Raw genomic sequence first — 16,314 nt, 5'->3', positions numbered from 1 at the left:
CCGCAGCTGGTCAAGGACCAGTCGCGGGGGGGCGCCCCCGGGGGCGCGGGGCGCGGGGGGGTCGTCCCGCGGGCGTCAGGCCGCGGTCACTCCGCGCGCCACAGCGCGGGCACGTTCGGCGGTTCCCAGCCCGGCTGGGCGAGGTGCCCCTGCAAGCACACGTACCCGACGCCGTTGTAGGTGACGGTCGCGCCCGCCGCGTAATTCGTGCCCACCGCCCACGTGCCGCCACCCGGCGACGACGGCGTGGTGGTCGTGCTGGTGGGCCGCGTGGTGCTGCTCTGCGGCACGTTCAGCACGAAGTCGAACTTCGCCTCGCGGGCGCTGCCGACGGTCCGCACCTCCATCAGCAACCGGGGGTCGAAGATGGTGTCGGTGTTGTTGCGCGGCTCGCCCGGGAAGTACAGCTGGGTGGTCAGCACGGGCCTGCCCGGCGCCTGCAGCTTCACGTGGATGTGCCGCGTGCGGCCGGGGTAGAGGCCCGGCACGATCGTGGTCAGCGAGAACGAGCCGTCGGGGTTGGTGAACTGGTGGCCCCGGAAGCGGAAGCCGGTGTTGTCGTACACGCCGTTGACGTCCGCCTGCCAGAAGTCCATCAGCACGTTGCCCAGCGGCAGGCACGCCAGCCCGAACACGTAACCCGTGACGGTCAGCCGGGTGCCGGCGGTGCCCGCGTCGACCAGCGACGTGCGGCGCGGTGAGTTGGGCTTGAAGTAGGGGCCCTCGGTCTGCGGCGGGGTGGGGTCGTCGCCGTCGTCGCACGCCGGCGTCAGCTCCACCTGCTCGCCGCGCGCGCCGACCGTGCGGGCCAGCGCGGGCACGCCCATCATGGCCACCGGCAGCGCGACCCCCGCCGCGAACGCGGCGCGCAGCACCGTCTTGCGGCTGAGGTGGCGGGGGTCCGTCTCGTCGCCGGGGGTGTGCCCGGTCGGGCCGCGGTCGCCGTCCGTCGATGCGTCCATGCCTGCTCCTCGTGGGGCTTGGTCGGGATACCCCGAACCTACGAGCGGCGCGCGGACCCGACGATGGACTGGGACCGCCGGTCGTGGTGATCCTCGCGGTCGCCGTTACCCGGCTCGCTCACTGTGAACGGCCGCGCGCCGGAACGCGCCGGGGCTCACGCCCGCCTCGCGGCGGAAGAACCGGCAGAAGTAGGCGGGATCGGCGAAACCCACCCGGTTCGCCACCTGCCGCACGGTCAGGTCCGTCTTGACCAGCAGCCGCTGCGCCTCGTGCGTGCGGGCCTGGCGGACGAGCTGGGACGGCGTCCGCCCGGTCGCCGCCTTCACCGCCTCGGTCAGGTAGCCCGGGGTGACGCCGATCCGCTCCGCGTACGCCCGCACCGACCACAGGTCGTGGTCCGCGCGCCCGGCCAGCCGGACGAACTCCTCCGCCACCGCGCCGGGCCGGGCGGGCGCGGCGGCCGGGGTCGCCGGCAGTCGGGCCGCGCGCACCACGAGCACGTGCAGCAGCGCCCGCAGCACGGTTTCCACGCCCGCCTCGCCGCGCCGGTACTCGTCGTGCAGCTCGGCGATCGTCCGGGCGACCCGGGCGTGCGCGATCTCGTCCAGCGTCAGCCAGGGCCGTTCGCTGATCCGGCGCAGCAGGTCGCGGTCGGCGGGGTGGTCGAGCAGGAAGTCGTCGGTGAACAGCAGCACCGTGCCCTGCAGGTCGCGCGCGTCGTCCCAGTGGTGCACCTGGCCGGGCGCGATCACGCACAGGTGCGGCGGGCGCAGCTCCCAGCGGGCGAGGTCGACCACGTGCGTCCCGGTGCCGCCGGTGACGTGCACGATCTCGTGGAACGTGTGCCGGTGCGGGAAGGACGCCCGCGACATCGGCCCGATGGTGTCGAACGTGCCCATCGCGAACGGCAGCGCGTCCGGCGCCGGCACCTCCAGCCGGTGCACGGGCAGCTCGCCCTCGCGTGGCGCCCGGCTGGGCGTTCCCGGTAACACGGTGGTGCCGCGCATCGTCCCGATCCCCTCTCCGCTGAAGGTCCAGACCAATTACGGACCACCATGGCACGGGCGGGGGCGTGAGGGGAACGAACGACCGTCGGGCGCTCAGCCCGGGTGCAGGCCGGGACCGACCGGTGGCGGGACGGCGCGCACCACCGGACCGCGGTGCGGTCGCTCCGGACCGGGACGCCCGCCCAGCAGCACGTTCGTCAGCGAGGCGCGTTCGTCGAGCATGGCGCGCGCGACGTCGGCCAGCTCGTCGCCGACCACCGGCGTGCCGCCCGCGCCGTCGTCCCGGACCGCGTTCAGCACGGCGCGCCGCAGCAGTTCTTTGACGAACGACGCCGTGACGCCCTCGGTCGCCTCGACCACGGGGTCCAGGTCCGCGCGCAGGTCGACGCCCCGGCTGTAGAGCCGCAGCAGCCGGCGTCGCCCCTCCGCGTCCGGTCGCGGCACCTCGACCGCCAGGTCGATCCGCCCCGGCCGGTCGGCCAGCGCCCGTTCCAGCTCGTCCGCGCGGTTGGTGGTGAGCACGAACGTGACGTCGGCGTCCGCGCCGACGCCGTCCATCGCGTCGAGCAGGGTGAACAGCAGCGGGTTCGCGGCGCCGGGCGCGTGGCCGCGGTCCATGGCGACCAGGTCGACGTCCTCCACCACGACCATCGACGGCTGGAGCCTGCGAGCCAGCGCCGCCGCGTGCCCGATGAACCGCATCGCCGGGCCGGTCAGCAGGATCACCGTGCAGTCGCGCAGCCGGCTCATCAGGTAGCGGACGGTGTGCGTCTTGCCGGTGCCGGGCGGGCCGTGCAGCAGCAGGCCGCGCTTGAGGTGCTGTCCCGCCGCGAGCAGCCGCGCGGAGTGCTCGGCGATGCCGACCACGTGCTCCTCGATCGTGTCCAGCACGCCGTCGGGCAGCACCACGTCGTCGGCGTCCAGCGCGGGCCGGGGCAGGAACGTGACCAGCTCGTTGCCGCGGTGCTCGCTCACGCCGAACGCGAGCACCTGGCGGCGGAACGCGTCGTGCTCCCGCATCAGCCGCTCGACCTCCGCGCCGACCGCCCGCGCCGCCGCGCGGTCGGCCGCGAGCACCTCCAGCCGGCACGCGGGCGGCCCGAAGTCGTTGGGGCCGCGGATGCCCACCAGCACGGGCGTGCCGTCGGGCGCGGCGGTCGGCGCCAGGCCGAGCTGCACGACCTCGACGCTGTCCTCCGGCCCCACCGCCGCCGTCGCGTAGTCGGCCGCGCCGATCCCGGAGTGGGGGGTGTGCCGGGCGGAGAGCAGCATGCCCATGATGTCGTCGTGCCCGCGCTGCCGGCCGTCCCCGAGGCCGAACCACTCGGCGTCCGGCGTGTGCGCCGCGAGGTACGCGTCGACCCCGCGCTGGAGGTTCACGTGCTCCCACACCTCGAACCGCGTGGCGACCGACAACACCTCCGACAACTCGCACCGGAGGTGCTCCCGCACCTTCGCGATCAACGGCGACGCCCCACGGGGCTCCACCGCCTCCGCCGCCACCTGCAACAGCCGTCGCAGGCTGCCCGCCAACGCCTTGGCCTCGTCCTCGGAGAGTTCCCCCACCGCCACCACCCCCTGCCGGACATCATCACGCATCGGGGCCGTCGACGCGACGCTGTTCGACCGGCCGGTCGCCGTCGCCACCGGAGGGCGCGATGGCGCACAGGTTCCGGTGGTACGCGATGTGCTCGTCGTCGATGTCGTGGCCGGGGGCGCGACCGATCTGCACTTCCTCGGTCCCGAACCGGACGTATCGGGCACGGGCGGGCACGGGTGGTTGGTCGCGTGGGCCGCGAGTGGCACAACGTCTTCCGGGGTCGGCCGGACGGAGGTGTCGGAGGGGTCCGTTAGGATCGCGCGATGGCTTCGCAAGAGGTGCTGCGAAGGGTCTTCGGTTACGAATCCTTCCGCGGGGACCAGCAGGAGATCGTGGACCACGTCGTCGCGGGCGGCGACGCGTTGGTGCTCATGCCGACCGGCGGTGGGAAGTCGTTGTGCTACCAGATCCCCTCGCTGGTGCGCGAGGGCACCGGGGTCGTCATCTCGCCGCTGATCGCGTTGATGCAGGACCAGGTGGACGCGTTGCGCGACCTCGGCGTGCGCGCCGGCTTCCTCAACTCCACCCAGTTCCCCGACGAGCGCGCCCTGGTCGAGGCCGAGTTCCTGGCCGGCGAGCTGGACCTGCTCTACCTCGCCCCGGAACGCCTGCGCACCGAGCAGACCACCCGCCTGCTGGAGCGCGGCCGGATCGCGTTGTTCGCCATCGACGAGGCGCACTGCGTCTCCCAGTGGGGCCACGACTTCCGGCCCGAGTACCTGGCGCTCTCGCACCTGCACGAGCGGTGGCCGGAGGTGCCCCGCATCGCGCTCACCGCGACCGCCACCCCGGCCACGCACGCCGAGATCGCCGAACGCCTCCGCCTCGGCGACGCCAAGCACTTCGTCGCGAGCTTCGACCGCCCGAACATCCAGTACCGCATCGTGCCCAAGAACGAGCCGAAGAAGCAGTTGCTGGAGCTGCTGCGCACCGAGCACCAGGGCGACGCGGGCATCGTCTACTGCCTGTCCCGCAACTCGGTGGAGAAGACGGCGGAGTTCCTGACCCAGAACGGCATCCCCGCCCTGCCCTACCACGCGGGCCTCGACGCGGGCACCCGCGCGCGCCACCAGTCGCGGTTCCTGCGCGAGGACGGGCTGGTGATGGTCGCCACCATCGCCTTCGGCATGGGCATCGACAAGCCGGACGTCCGGTTCGTCGCCCACCTCGATCTGCCCAAGTCGGTCGAGGGCTACTACCAGGAGACCGGCCGCGCGGGCCGCGACGGGCTGCCGTCCACCGCGTGGCTGGCGTACGGCCTGCAGGACGTCGTCCAGCAGCGCAAGATGATCGACGACTCCGAGGGCGACCAGCAGCACCGCCGCCGGCTCATGGCCCACCTGGACGCGATGCTCGCGCTGTGCGAGACGGTCGAGTGCCGCCGCGTGCGGCTGCTCGACTACTTCGGCCAGGCGAGCACGCCGTGCGGCAACTGCGACACGTGCCTCGCGCCGCCCGAGACGTGGGACGGCACGGTGGCGGCGCAGAAGGTGCTGTCCACGGTGGTGCGGCTGCGCAACGAGCGGCGGCAGAAGTTCGGCGCGGGCCAGACGATCGACATCCTGCTCGGCCGCAAGACCGCGAAGGTGATCCAGCACGACCACGACCAGCTCAAGGTCTTCGGCATCGGCACGGAGCTGAACGAGAGCGGCTGGCGCGCCGTGGTGCGGCAGCTCCTGGCGCAGGGCCTGCTCGCGGTGGAGGGCGAGTACTCCACTCTCGTGCTCACGCCGGCCAGCGACGAGGTGCTCTACCAGGGCCGCAAGGTGCTGATGCGGCGCGAGCCGGAGCGCTCGGCGAAGGTCAAGACCGCCAAGGCGGCCAAGGGCGCGCCGGTGGACCTGCCCGCCGAGGCCGCGCCGGTGTTCGAGAAGCTCCGCACGTGGCGCACGGCGCAGGCGCGCGAGCAGGGCGTCCCGCCCTACATCATCTTCAACGACGCGACGTTGCGGCAGATCGCCGCGACCGTGCCCACGACGCTGGACGAGCTGAGCGCGATCAGCGGCGTCGGCGAGAACAAGCTCGCCAAGTACGGGCAGCAGATCCTGGACACGCTGAGCGCATGAACGAACTCCGCGCGGACTGCACGCGCTGCTTCGCCCTGTGCTGCGTGGTGCCCGCGTTCGCCCAGTCGGTCGACTTCGCGATCGACAAGCCCGCCCGCACCCCGTGCCCCAACCTGCGCGACGACTTCCGCTGCGGCATCCACTCGCGGCTGCGGGACTCCGGGTTCCGCGGCTGCACGGTGTACGACTGCTTCGGCGCGGGCCAGCAGGTGTCGCAGGTGACGTTCGGCGGCACGAGTTGGCGCGACGACCCCGCGTCGGCACGGACCATGTTCGACGTGTTCCCGGTCATGCGGCAGTTGCACGAGCTGCTGTGGTACCTGACCGAGGCATTGGAGCTGGAGCGCGCCCGCGCGCTGCACCCCGCCGTGCGCGAGCTGAGGGACGAGATCGAGGCCCTGACCGCCGGCACACCGGACGACCTCGTCGCGCTGGACGTCGGCCCGCGCTGGGAGCGGGCGAATGCCCTGCTGCTGCGGGCCAGCGAGCTGACCCGCGGCAAGGGCAAGAACCGCCGCGGCGCGGACCTGGTCGGCAAGGACCTCACCCGCGCGACCCTGCGGGCGTCCACGCTGCGCGGCGCGTACCTGATCGGCGCCAACCTGACGAAGGCGGACCTGCGGCTGGTCGACTTCATCGGCGCGGACCTGCGCGGGGCCGACCTGTCCGGCGCGGACCTGACCGGGAGCTTCTTCCTCACCCAGGCCCAGGTGGACGCCGCCGCGGGCGACGAGGCGACCAGGCTGCCGAAGTCGGTGACCCGCCCGGCGCACTGGGTACGTCGGCAGGCGTAGGCGCACGAGCCGCCGCCGGGCCGACGCGGTGACGGGGCGGCCCGCGCCACGCTGTGCGCCATGATGAGACCGAACGCGCGCAAGTCCTGGGTGCTGCTGCACGTCATCACGTCCGTCGGCTGGCTGGGCGTCACGATCGGGATGCTCGTGCTGGCGCTGGCGGCGTTCGACGCGCCGCAGCTGTACCAGGCGATGTCCTTGCTCGGCGACGCCGTCGTGCTCCCGCTGGCGCTGGCCGCCCTGGTCACCGGGGTGGTGCTGTCGCTCGGCACGAAGTGGGGGCTGGTGCGGCACAAGTGGGTGCTGGCCAAGTTCGCGCTGACCGTCGTGGCCGTGGTCGCCACGACGTTCTCGCTGCGCTCGGCGCTGCACGAGGCGGCCGACGGCGTCGTCGGCACGGCGGGCGGCGACGTGCTGGCCGCGGCCTGCGTCTCGCTGACCCTCTACACGGTGAACACGGCGCTGTCGGTGTTCAAGCCCTGGGGCCGGACCCGGTGGGGTGCAGCTCGGCCCGTCGGCGCTCGACCGTCGTGACGAGGTCCGCCGGGTCGCACTCGGCGAGGTGGTCGCGGACCAGGTCGTGCGGGAACCGGTGCCCGTCGACCAGCAGCACCCGGTCCCGCGCGGATTGCAGGACCGCCTTGCGCCGCAAGGGGAACTCGTCCAGCGCGAGCGGCCGGGCGAGCAGTTCGGCGACCGGGTGCGCGGGCCGGTCCGCGAGCGGCGTGACGGCCAGGCCGACCAGCAGCCCGGTCACCGCGCCCCACGCCGACGGCCGGACCTCCGCGCCCGCGAGCGCCGCGAGGCCAACCCCGACCGCGCCCGCCGCCGGCAGCCAGCGCAGCCCGGTGACCGGCCGCACCCGCAGGCCCGACCACACCTCGCGCAGACCGCCGACGAACACGCCCGCCACCGCGCCCGTGCCGAGCCCGATCCCCAGGCCCGACACCAACTCCGGCGAAGGCCCCGTCACCGCCATCACCCCGGCCGGCACGAGCGCGCACACCACGGCCCAGTACCGGTCGCGGGTGTTGCCGTAGCCGACGAGCAGCGTGACCAGGACGACCAGCGCGTACCCGACCGGCGCCGGCCACCGCGCGGCCGACGCGCCGAGCAGGCCGCCGAGCCAGGCCACCGCGCCGACCACCACGACCCCGGCCGCGAAACCCGTTGCCGCCCAGAGGTTCCCGCGGCGGGGATCACTGCGGGGCACCCGGAAGTCGCCGTGGGGCAAGGCGATCGTGGCGAGGGCGGCGACCGCGCCCGCGACCAGGCCCAGTCGGACACCGACCACGAAACCCAGTGCCGCCGCCGCGCCCGCCAACGCGCCCGGCGCGGCCCGCCGGAACATCCGCCACACCACCTCGGGGCCGACGAAGTCGAGCCACACGTGCCGCGGGGGCAGGTGCGACCGCGCCACCAGGTCGTGCCGGCGCCGCGCGATCCTGGCCAGGAAGCGCAGGGCGCGCACCGTCCGATCAGGACGGACGCCGCGGGCGGCCGACTCCACCACGTAGGTGTCCAGCACGCCCCGGTACTCGACCCGCCCGGCCCGGTAGGCCAGCGCCAGCAGTCCGAACGCGAGCGGCGTGCGCAGTTCGTCCCAGAGGTCCGGGTTCTTGTCCAGCTCGTCGCGCAGCCCGTCCAACCGCGGCCCGCACGCGTCGATCAGCTCCAGCACCACGGTGCGCGCCAACGGTTCCACGCGCACGACGCGGTACCGGGGCAGGTGCTCGTGCTCGTCGCCGTCGGTGCACACCACGACCTGCGGCACGTTCAGCGCGGTGATCCACGCCAGGCACTCGACCCGGTCCACCGGGGCGAGGTCGTCCAGCCCGTCGAACAGCAGCACCAGGTTGCGCTCCCGCAGCCACGCCCGGCCGACCCGCGGCGCGATCCGGTACCGGTCGGCCAGCACGCGCAGCAGCCACTCGCGGAAGTCGTCGTCACGCCGCCATCCGCCGAGGTCCACGACCACGGGGATCGGCCGGATCGGGTCGGCCGCGGCCCGCGCCAGCAACGCCTCGGCCAGCTCCAGCACCAACGTCGTCTTGCCCGCGCCCGGCTCGCCCACCACGACCAGCGGGTCGCGGATCCGGGTCGGCAGGCGCGGTCCGACGCGGGGCGCGACGCCGAGCTTCAGCCGGAGTTGTTCGGCCGGCGACCCGGCCACGCGCGCCCGCACGAACCGCTCGACCCGGTCCAGCGCCACCCGCCGGTTCGTCGGGTGCGCGGGACGCCGCCGCACGAGCAGCGCGGCCAGCCGGTCCCACGCCGCCAGGCACGCGGTGAGCGCGGACAGCCCCGCCAGCGCCGGCCACAGCCACGACGCGTACGGGCCGAGCACCCGCGGCGCCGACCCGCCGGTGACGGCGTTGACCGCCACGGGGACCAGCACCAGGACCGTCACCCCGCCGACCACGACCAGCGCGACCAGGCGGGCGGTGCGGCCCAGCCGGCCCCCGCCGCGTCGCGCGTCCATCTGCCCTCCCACCAGGTCGCGAACGACGGTAACGGCGTTCGCGGCGCGGGGGTAGGCGAGTTCCCGTGGTCGGGCGGTCACGCTGGGTGGTCCCGGCTCGGCCGGGGCGTGCGGCGGTTCAGCCCCGGAGGAAGTCCACCAGCAGGCGGTTGACCGCGGCGGGCTGTTCGAGGAAGCCGTAGTGGCCCGCGTCGGCCACCTCCTCGTACCGCGCGCCCGGGATGGCCTCGGCCACCTCGCGGGCCAGGTGCGGGGGCAGCACGCGGTCGTCGGCGAACCCCACCACCAGGCACGGCACGCTGATGGCGCGGTAGGCGTCGAGCCTGTTGTCGAACTCGTTCATCTCCATCTGGGCCCGCACGCCCTTGCCCACCGTCGAGCCGGTGAACTCGAAGACGTCCAGCCAGTCGCGCGCCACCACCGGGTCGCGCAGCGTCGCGGGGGACAGGTTCAGCACCGCGTTCACCGCCGCGTAGTACCGCGCCGGCAGCGTGATCCCCTGGTCGTGCAGCTCGCGCTCGCCCCGGGACAGCGCGTTCTGCACCGGGTCGTTGCGGCCCGCCGTGCCGAGCATGACGGCCTTCGACACCAGGTCCGGCCGGGCCAGCGCCAGCTCCTGCGCCACCCGCGCGCCCATGGACGTGCCGACCACGTGCGCCCGACCGCCCAGCGACTCGATCAACGCCGCGACGTCGCCCACCAGGTCCCCGATGACCATCCCGGACGCGCACTCGTCCGTCGGCGGGATGCCGCGGTTGTCCGGCGTCGCCACCCGGAACCCCGCCGCGCGCAGCGCGGGCACCTGGTGCGCGTGCCACACCCGGCCGGGGCTGCCGGTGCCCATCACGAGCACGACGAGGTCCCCCTCGCCCTCCACCTGGTAGCTGAGGTTGATCCCGTTGAGCGCGACGACCGGCATGGCCCGCAGGTTACTGATCGGCTCCACGCGACCGCTACGGGAACGCCAGGGGTTGAAACTGACACCGGTGTCAGGTTCCACCATGCGGCATGCGCACCACCACGACACCGACGACCGCCGCGCCGGGCGCGGCGAAGCTGCCCCTGCGGCCACTGCTCGCGCTGGCCACGGCCGCGTTCACCACCGTCCTGACCGAGGCCCTGCCCGCCGGCGTGCTGCGCGGCATGAGCGCCGGCCTGGGCGTGAGCGAGGCCGCGACCGGCCAGCTCGTCACCGTCTACGCGATCGGCACGGTGGCGGCGGCGATCCCGCTGTCCACGATCACCTCCGGCTGGCCGCGCAAGCGCTTGCTGCTGGTGGGGGTGGCGGGGTTCGCACTGGCCAACACCGTCACCGCCGCGTCCGCGGACTTCGCGCTCACGCTGGCCGCCCGGTTCGTCGCCGGCGTGGCGGCGGGCGTGGTGTGGGCGCTGCTGGCCGGCTACGCCCGCCGGATCGCGCCCGACCACCTGCGCGGCAAGGCGACCGCGCTCGTCATGACCGGCATCCCGGTCGCGTTGTCGCTCGGCGTGCCGGCCGGCACGTTCCTCGGGGGCGCGCTCGGCTGGCGCGCCGCGTTCTGGGCCGTGACGGCGATCGCCGCGGTGCTGCTCGGCTGGGTGGCGGCGGTCGTGCCGGACCTGCCCGGTCAGCCGCGCGGCGGCCGGATCCCGGTGGGTCGGACGCTCGCCCGGCCCGGCGTCGTGCCGGTGCTGGTCGTGGCGCTGGTGTTCGTGCTCGCGCACACGGTCCTCTACACCTACGTCGCCGCGTACCTGGCCCGCCTCGGCCTGGCCGACCGGGTGGACGCGGTGCTGCTGGTGTTCGGCGTCGCGTCGGTGGCGGGCATCTGGGTGGTGGGCGCGCACATCGACCGCCGCCTGCGCGTGCTCATGATCACGGCGGCGGTGCTGGTCGCGGTCGCGGTCACCGTGCTGGCCGCCGAACCGGCGTCGCCACTGCTCGTGCACGTCGCGGCCGCGTTGTGGGGCCTGGGCTTCGGCGGGGTGCCGACGCTGCTCACCACAGCGGTCGGCGACGCCGGCGGCGAGGCCGCCGACCCCGCGCAGGCCCTGCTGGTCACGGTGTGGAACGCGGCCATGGCGGGCGGCGGCGTCGCGGGCGGCGTCCTGCTCGACCGGTTCGGCGCGGGCGCGTTGCCGTGGAGCGCGCTGGCGCTCCTCGTGCCGGTCGTGGTCGTCGTGGTCGCCGCCCGCGGGCACGGGTTCCCGGCGGTCCGCCGGTGATCAGCGCGGCCCGTGCTCGGCCCACTCGATCGCGGGGCAGCGGTCCATGACCATGTCCAGCCCGGCCTCGGTGGCCCGGCCGAACGCCTCCTCGTCGAGCACGCCGAGCTGGAACCACACCGCCTTCGCCCCGATCCGCACCGCCTCGTCGGCGAACTCGCCCGCCGCCTCGGACCGGCGGAACACGTCCACCACGTCGACCGGGAACGGGATGTCGGCCAGCGACGCGTAGCCCTGCTCGCCGTGCACGGTCGGCGCGTCCGGGTGCACGGGCACGATGCGCTTGCCGCGCTGCTGGAGGAACCGGGCCACGCCGTACGCGGCCCGGCTCGGGTTCTCGGCCAGCCCCACGACGGCCCAGGTCTCGCCCTCCGCCAGGATGCGGCGGATCTTCTCGGGGTCACCCCACGGTTCGGTCATGGCACCAGCGTAGGACGGGCTGACGTGAACCGTTTTCGCGTTTACTCTCGGGGTGCCGCCGCCGCGGAGCCTTCGAGAGGACGTCTTGATGCGCGCCACCCGACCAGTCCTGATCGCCACCCTCCTCGCGGCCGCGGCCCTCGCCGCGCCGGTCACCGCGCACGCCGGGACCGCCGACGGCGTCTACTACGTGCAGAGCGCCACCACGGGCCTGAACGCCGGCGTGTCGGGCACGTCCGTGCTCCAACGCCGGCCGAAGGGCGACGAGGACCACCAGCAGTGGACCCTCGTCGGCCGCACGCTGCGCGAGGGCGCGCAGTGCCTGGGCCGCCGGGGCGACCTGGCCGTGATGACGCCGTGCGACAGCGCCGACGCGCAGTGGGACGTGCTGCCCGACGGCGACTCCGACCGGTACCGCCTCAAGGTCCCCGGCGCGGACCGCCACCTGGTCGCCGTCGGCACGGACCAGGTGCGGGTCGGCGCCGGTGCGGACCTCTGGTACCTCACCCCGGTGTCCCCTCGGCGGGTGCCCGTGCCGCCGGAGGGCGAGCGGCGGCTGGACCAGGTCACGTTCCTCACCGCGCACAACGCCTACGCCAACGGCGTGGACGGCGGCTTCGCCCCGCCGTTCGTCAACCTCGCGCCGAACCAGGCGCGCGGCATCGAGCGGCAGCTCGCGGACGGCGTGCGCGGGTTCCAGCTGGACGTCCACCAGACCCCGGACGGCGCGATCCTGTGCCACAACAGCTGCACGTTGGTCAGCCGCCCGGTGGCGCTGTGGGTGGACCTGCAGCGGATCGTGGACTTCCTGCGCCGCAACCCGAACGAGTTCGTCACGGTGTTCCTGGAGGACTACGTCGCCGCCGAGGTGCTGCGCGCCGAGCTGGACCGCGTCACCGGCCTGCGGGACCTCCTGTTCCGCCCCGACCTCGCGGGCGTGCGGACCGGCGGCTGGCCGACGCTGAACACCCTGCGCGCCGCCGGCACCCGTCTCATGATCTTCACCGACCACGCCCGGTCGGGTGACGCGGTGCCGCGCGACAGCTTCGGCGTGATGTACCAGCCGGAGTGGACGGTGGAGAACCACTGGTCGATGGGACCCGGCCTGGGCGGCTCGGACTGGTCCTGTCACAGCCGCTGGAGCACGCCGCTCACCCGCACCGAGCCCGGCTTCCGGCCGCTGTTCGTGATGAACCACTTCCGCGACGTGCCGTTCACCGGCACCGCGACCACGGACAACGGCAAGCTCGCCGACCGGGCCCGCCGGTTCTGCGAGCCCGCCGCCCGCAAGACCCCCACCTACCTGGCCGTGGACCACTACCACCTGGGCGACCCGATGGCGGCGGTCCGGGCGCTGTCCGGCGAGCGGTTCTAGCGCGACCCCTCCTCCGGTCGCGCCAGCCCGCAGCCGGGGGCGGTCAGGTCGACCCGGCCGCCCCCGGTCAGGCACGGCACGATCTGGTGGGTCTGCTGCCCGTACCCGATGCCCTGGCGCACGGTCACCTCACCGTTCGCGTCCACCTCGCACGGGTTGTTGTCCGTGCACCGCTCGCCGTCCTCGTTGCCGGTGTTGTTCACGCCGACCACCTTGCCCGTGGCCACGTCCACCACCGGGGAGCCGGACGTGCCGCCCCTGGTGCGGCACGCCTCGGTGTAGCGCAGCGAGCCCCGCCACGTGTACCGGCCCTCGCGCAGCTCGTGCACGTAGCCGTCCACCTCGCAGGAGTAGGTGCGCCGCCAGTAGCCCGAGACCACGGTGATGTCGATGCCGTCGCCGGGGTGCTCGGCCGACAGCTCCAACGCCCGCGAGCCCAGCCGCTCCAGGTCGGCGTAGGTGGAGGTGGTCCGGTAGAGCGCGACGTCGGTGCCGAACATGGTGGCGTAGACCAGGGAGGAGGCGCGCAGCGTGCCGAGCGAGCCGTCGCCGGAGGCGTTGAGCAGGGTGAACTCCCGCTCCGACGGCTCGTCCCGGACGACCTCGCGGGCTCCCAGGAACCGCACGCAGTGCCCGTTCGTCATGACCAGCGCCGGGTCCGACGGTTCGTGCTCGGGCGGCCGGACGACCGCGCCGGAGCAGCCCTTCAGGGACACGGTCCCGGTGAAGTCGACGTCGGCCCGCGCGGGCGCGACCGGCGCGGCGGTCGCGGGGACGGCGGTCGCGGGCACGGCGGACAGGGACAGCAGGAGCGCGGCGAGCACCGCTACCGGATGGCGCATGGGCGTTGATCCAATCAGCCGAACCCGGGGGCCGCACGCCCGTTCACCCGCTCGCGTCACGGGAGGGCGGGCGCGCGGCGGTCTCGCGGCCCGCCCTGTCCCGCCCTGCCCGCCGAACCCTGCCCTTGCCCGCCGAACCCCTGCCCGCCGAACCCTCCGCCCGCCGAACCCCTGCCTGGCGAACCCTCGCCCGCCGAACCCCTGCCCGCCGAACCCTTGCCCGCCGAACCCTCCGCCCGCCGATGCCGACCCCGGTCTCGGCCTACCGCCAGGCGTGCCGTGCCGGCCGGCAGTGGCGCTACTCGCCCTTCTGCCCGTCCGCCAGCTCGCGCAGGAAGTCCAGGTGGCCGACGTGCCGGCCGGTCTCCTGGACCAGGTGCGCGAGCACCCAGCGCACCGTCCGGCCCCGGCCGTCGCGGTCGCCGCGCGTGCGGTCGTCCGGCCCGAGCCCGTCGAGCGCCCGCGCCGAGTGCTCCCACTCCGCCCGGTACTCGGCGATCACCGACTCGACCGTGTCGCCCTCCCGCAGCCGCCACGACGCGTCCGCGTCCTCGCCCCACAGCGACGGCAGGTCCGCACCGCCCGTCTCGATCGACAGCCACCACCGCTCCACCGCCGTCAGGTGCCGCAGCACGCCGAGCGCGCTCACCACCGGCGACGTCGGGATCGGCGCGGCCGAGGCGTGCTCCCGGCTCAGGCCCTCCACCTTGGACACCGCGGTCAGGCGCAGGAAGGTCAGGAACTCGGTCAGCAGCCGCAGCTCGTCGTGGGCGGCCACCTCGGGCCACACCCGCTCGTTCGAACTCATGTTCGACACCTTAGGTCAGGCCGGTCCGGCGGTACCACCGCGGTGACGTGGTGACCGGCGGTTTCAGCGCGGCCGCCCGCACCACCAGCACGTTGGGCCCCGGCCGCGTCGCGTACTCGTCCAGCCGCTCCCGGAACGCCGCGCCGAAACCGTCCACGGCAGACGCCTCCACGCCGAAGCTCCCCGCCAGCGCCACGAAGTCCGGCGACCGCAGGTCCACCCCGAAGGGCTCGTGGCCGGCCCGCACCTGGTCGTGCCGCAGCATCCCGTACCCGCCGTCGTCCACCAGCACCACGGTGACCGGCAGCCGCTCCTGCGCGGCCGTGGCCAGGTCGCCGCACGCGAACAGGAACCCGCCGTCGCCGCACACCGCCACCACCCGGCCGGTCAGCGCCGCGCCCAGCGCCGCCGGGAACCCGAACCCGAGCGTGCCCCACCCGACCGGGTAGGCGAGCCCGCGCGGCCGGGTGACCCGGCCGAACCCGCCGACCCAGTACCCGGCCACGCACATGTCGGCCACCACCCGCCGGCCCTCCAGCGCCTCCAGCAACGGGACCGCGCGCGGCTCGTCCGCCTCCACCGCCTTGCGCACCAGGTCGTTCAGCTCCGCCACCCGGTCGGCCACGCCGTTCTCCGGGCGCGCGGGCACGGCGGCGGCCAGCGCCGACACCACCACCCGGGCGTCGCCGCGCAGCGTCACGTCCGGCCGGTAGTTGCGGATCGCCTCGACGTTGACGTTCAACAACCGCGGCGGCGCGGGTTGCAGCCAGTTCTGGGTCATCATCCCGTCGAAGTCGCTGCCCACCCCGATGACCAGGTCCGCCTCGTCCCACAGCGCGCCGACCTCGGGCAGGTGCACCGGTCCGTGCACCACGTGCGGGTGATCGACCAGCCCGCGCGCGCCGTACGTGGTCACGATGGGCGCGCCGATGCGCGACGCCAGCTCGCCCAGCGCCGCGCCCGCCCCCGACCGCGCCGCGCCGCCGCCCGCCCAGATCAACGGCCGCTCCGCGCCCGCGACCAGCTCCACCCCGGGACCCACGTCCGGCGCGGACGGGGCCCGCGTCGGGATGCGGCTCCACACCCCGGCGTCCGCGGTGAGGAAGTCGGTCGGCACGCCCAGGTACACCGGGCCCTGCGGCGCGGTCGTGGCCAGCAGCGCGGCGCTGTCGGCGTAGGTGCCGACCGACTCCGCCTCGCGCAGCGTCCACCCGCCCTTGACCACCGGCAGGAACATCGCGCGCTGGTCACGCGTCTCGTGCAGCGTGCCGCGGTACTCGCCGGGGCGGCGCAGCGACGACGGGATGTCGGTGGCGACGATCAGCACCGGCGAGCCGGACGCGTACGCCTCGCCGGTCGCGCCCAGGCAGTTCGCCGCGCCCGGACCGGTGGTCACCAGGGCCACGCCCAGCCGGCCGGTGGCGCGGGCGTAGCCGTCCGCCGCGTACACCGCCGTCTGCTCGTGCCGCACCCCGACCAGGCGGATGCCGGAAGTGCGCAGCGCCTCCCACACGGGCAGGTTGTGCACACCGGGCAGCCCGAACACGACCTCGACGCCGTGCGCGGCCAGCACACCCAGCAACCGCTCCGCCCCGCTCACCATGCGCCAGACGCTAGGGACGCGCGGCCCCCGGGGCAACGGTGCGCTATCGTCGGTGACGGCGTGTGCGAGCAGACGTGAGGCTGGAGCCACTCCCCGGCAACCGGGTGGCGTGATCCGCCGCGGGGTGAGGGCACCCCTGCTCGCGAGGT

The 16,314-nt window shown here is 74.5% G+C and carries 15 protein-coding genes; 5 read left to right on the top strand and 10 right to left on the bottom strand.

Annotation, left to right across the window (positions count from 1 at the left end):
* Positions 1-86: 86 nt before the first annotated feature.
* The 4 genes from ACFXGA_RS05685 to ACFXGA_RS05670 all read right to left on the bottom strand — a co-directional run bounded on the left by ACFXGA_RS05685 (position 87) and on the right by ACFXGA_RS05670 (position 3,744).
* Positions 87-962, bottom strand: coding sequence for a carbohydrate-binding protein (locus ACFXGA_RS05685; RefSeq protein WP_378084692.1), 876 nt, complete (start codon positions 960-962; stop codon positions 87-89).
* Positions 963-1,067: 105 nt separating this feature from the next.
* Positions 1,068-1,970, bottom strand: coding sequence for an AraC family transcriptional regulator (locus ACFXGA_RS05680; protein WP_378084691.1), 903 nt, complete (start codon positions 1,968-1,970; stop codon positions 1,068-1,070).
* Between the two features lie 93 nt (positions 1,971-2,063).
* On the bottom strand, positions 2,064-3,536 hold the full coding sequence (locus tag ACFXGA_RS05675; protein ID WP_378084690.1) for an AAA family ATPase: 1,473 nt from the start codon (positions 3,534-3,536) through the stop codon (positions 2,064-2,066).
* A 25-nt stretch (positions 3,537-3,561) separates the two neighbouring features.
* Positions 3,562-3,744: a hypothetical protein gene (locus ACFXGA_RS05670; protein ID WP_378084689.1), complete on the bottom strand. Its 183-nt coding sequence runs from the start codon at positions 3,742-3,744 to the stop codon at positions 3,562-3,564.
* A gap of 89 nt (positions 3,745-3,833) precedes the next feature.
* On the opposite strand from ACFXGA_RS05670, the gene recQ reads away from it, so the two are divergent.
* Genes recQ through ACFXGA_RS05655 form a run of 3 tightly spaced genes read left to right on the top strand, consistent with a single transcriptional unit; the run spans position 3,834 to position 6,964 of the window.
* Complete coding sequence (gene recQ, locus ACFXGA_RS05665) at positions 3,834-5,636, top strand: DNA helicase RecQ (protein WP_378084688.1); 1,803 nt, start codon at positions 3,834-3,836, stop codon at positions 5,634-5,636.
* A complete protein-coding gene (locus ACFXGA_RS05660; RefSeq protein ID WP_378084687.1) occupies positions 5,633-6,430 on the top strand; it encodes a pentapeptide repeat-containing protein in 798 nt (265 codons plus the stop codon). Before recQ ends, ACFXGA_RS05660 begins: the two co-directional genes overlap by 4 nt.
* Before the next feature lie 60 nt (positions 6,431-6,490).
* Positions 6,491-6,964, top strand: a complete 474-nt coding sequence (locus ACFXGA_RS05655) for a hypothetical protein (protein WP_378084686.1) — start codon at positions 6,491-6,493, stop codon at positions 6,962-6,964.
* Here ACFXGA_RS05655 and ACFXGA_RS05650 read toward each other — a convergent pair.
* A complete protein-coding gene (locus tag ACFXGA_RS05650) occupies positions 6,903-8,912 on the bottom strand; it encodes an NACHT domain-containing protein (RefSeq protein ID WP_378084685.1) in 2,010 nt (669 codons plus the stop codon). The two genes, ACFXGA_RS05655 and ACFXGA_RS05650, sit on opposite strands and share 62 nt — an antisense overlap.
* 118 nt (positions 8,913-9,030) lie before the next feature.
* Complete coding sequence (locus tag ACFXGA_RS05645; protein ID WP_378084684.1) at positions 9,031-9,831, bottom strand: alpha/beta fold hydrolase; 801 nt, start codon at positions 9,829-9,831, stop codon at positions 9,031-9,033.
* An 89-nt stretch (positions 9,832-9,920) separates the two neighbouring features.
* On the opposite strand from ACFXGA_RS05645, the gene ACFXGA_RS05640 reads away from it, so the two are divergent.
* Positions 9,921-11,117: an MFS transporter gene (locus ACFXGA_RS05640; RefSeq protein ID WP_378084682.1), complete on the top strand. Its 1,197-nt coding sequence runs from the start codon at positions 9,921-9,923 to the stop codon at positions 11,115-11,117.
* Here the strand turns inward: ACFXGA_RS05640 and ACFXGA_RS05635 are convergent, their stop codons facing one another.
* Positions 11,118-11,537, bottom strand: coding sequence for a CoA-binding protein (locus ACFXGA_RS05635; protein WP_378084680.1), 420 nt, complete (start codon positions 11,535-11,537; stop codon positions 11,118-11,120). It lies immediately after the preceding gene.
* 88 nt (positions 11,538-11,625) lie between these two features.
* On the opposite strand from ACFXGA_RS05635, the gene ACFXGA_RS05630 reads away from it, so the two are divergent.
* Entirely contained in the window at positions 11,626-12,912 is a 1,287-nt protein-coding gene (locus ACFXGA_RS05630) for a phospholipase (RefSeq protein ID WP_378084678.1), read from the top strand.
* Here ACFXGA_RS05630 and ACFXGA_RS05625 read toward each other — a convergent pair.
* From ACFXGA_RS05625 to ACFXGA_RS05615, 3 genes are all read right to left on the bottom strand, one after another.
* Positions 12,909-13,754 (bottom strand): serine protease, encoded by an 846-nt coding sequence (locus ACFXGA_RS05625; RefSeq protein ID WP_378084676.1) that lies wholly within the window; start codon positions 13,752-13,754, stop codon positions 12,909-12,911. The two genes, ACFXGA_RS05630 and ACFXGA_RS05625, sit on opposite strands and share 4 nt — an antisense overlap.
* Before the next feature lie 298 nt (positions 13,755-14,052).
* A complete protein-coding gene (locus ACFXGA_RS05620) occupies positions 14,053-14,562 on the bottom strand; it encodes a DinB family protein (RefSeq protein ID WP_378084674.1) in 510 nt (169 codons plus the stop codon).
* A 10-nt stretch (positions 14,563-14,572) separates the two neighbouring features.
* Complete coding sequence (locus ACFXGA_RS05615; RefSeq protein ID WP_378084672.1) at positions 14,573-16,165, bottom strand: thiamine pyrophosphate-binding protein; 1,593 nt, start codon at positions 16,163-16,165, stop codon at positions 14,573-14,575.
* Positions 16,166-16,314 lie beyond the last annotated feature (149 nt).

The sequence above is a fragment of the Actinosynnema sp. NPDC059335 genome, assembly GCF_042752395.1.
Lineage (GTDB): Bacteria > Actinomycetota > Actinomycetes > Mycobacteriales > Pseudonocardiaceae > Actinosynnema.
Note: the sequence above shows the minus strand (reverse complement) of the source record. Positions and strands in the feature narration are given on the sequence as shown.

Coding starts and splice junctions, on each gene's coding strand:
- ACFXGA_RS05655 (WP_378084686.1), top strand. CDS start 6,491: ATGATGAGACCGAACGCGCGCAAGTCCTGGGTGCTGCTGCACGTCATC.
- ACFXGA_RS05680 (WP_378084691.1), bottom strand. CDS start 1,970: ATGCGCGGCACCACCGTGTTACCGGGAACGCCCAGCCGGGCGCCACGC.
- ACFXGA_RS05685 (WP_378084692.1), bottom strand. CDS start 962: ATGGACGCATCGACGGACGGCGACCGCGGCCCGACCGGGCACACCCCC.
- ACFXGA_RS05640 (WP_378084682.1), top strand. CDS start 9,921: ATGCGCACCACCACGACACCGACGACCGCCGCGCCGGGCGCGGCGAAG.
- ACFXGA_RS05620 (WP_378084674.1), bottom strand. CDS start 14,562: ATGAGTTCGAACGAGCGGGTGTGGCCCGAGGTGGCCGCCCACGACGAG.
- ACFXGA_RS05615 (WP_378084672.1), bottom strand. CDS start 16,165: ATGGTGAGCGGGGCGGAGCGGTTGCTGGGTGTGCTGGCCGCGCACGGC.
- ACFXGA_RS05645 (WP_378084684.1), bottom strand. CDS start 9,831: ATGCCGGTCGTCGCGCTCAACGGGATCAACCTCAGCTACCAGGTGGAG.
- ACFXGA_RS05625 (WP_378084676.1), bottom strand. CDS start 13,754: ATGCGCCATCCGGTAGCGGTGCTCGCCGCGCTCCTGCTGTCCCTGTCC.
- ACFXGA_RS05650 (WP_378084685.1), bottom strand. CDS start 8,912: ATGGACGCGCGACGCGGCGGGGGCCGGCTGGGCCGCACCGCCCGCCTG.
- ACFXGA_RS05635 (WP_378084680.1), bottom strand. CDS start 11,537: ATGACCGAACCGTGGGGTGACCCCGAGAAGATCCGCCGCATCCTGGCG.
- ACFXGA_RS05660 (WP_378084687.1), top strand. CDS start 5,633: ATGAACGAACTCCGCGCGGACTGCACGCGCTGCTTCGCCCTGTGCTGC.
- ACFXGA_RS05630 (WP_378084678.1), top strand. CDS start 11,626: ATGCGCGCCACCCGACCAGTCCTGATCGCCACCCTCCTCGCGGCCGCG.
- recQ (WP_378084688.1), top strand. CDS start 3,834: ATGGCTTCGCAAGAGGTGCTGCGAAGGGTCTTCGGTTACGAATCCTTC.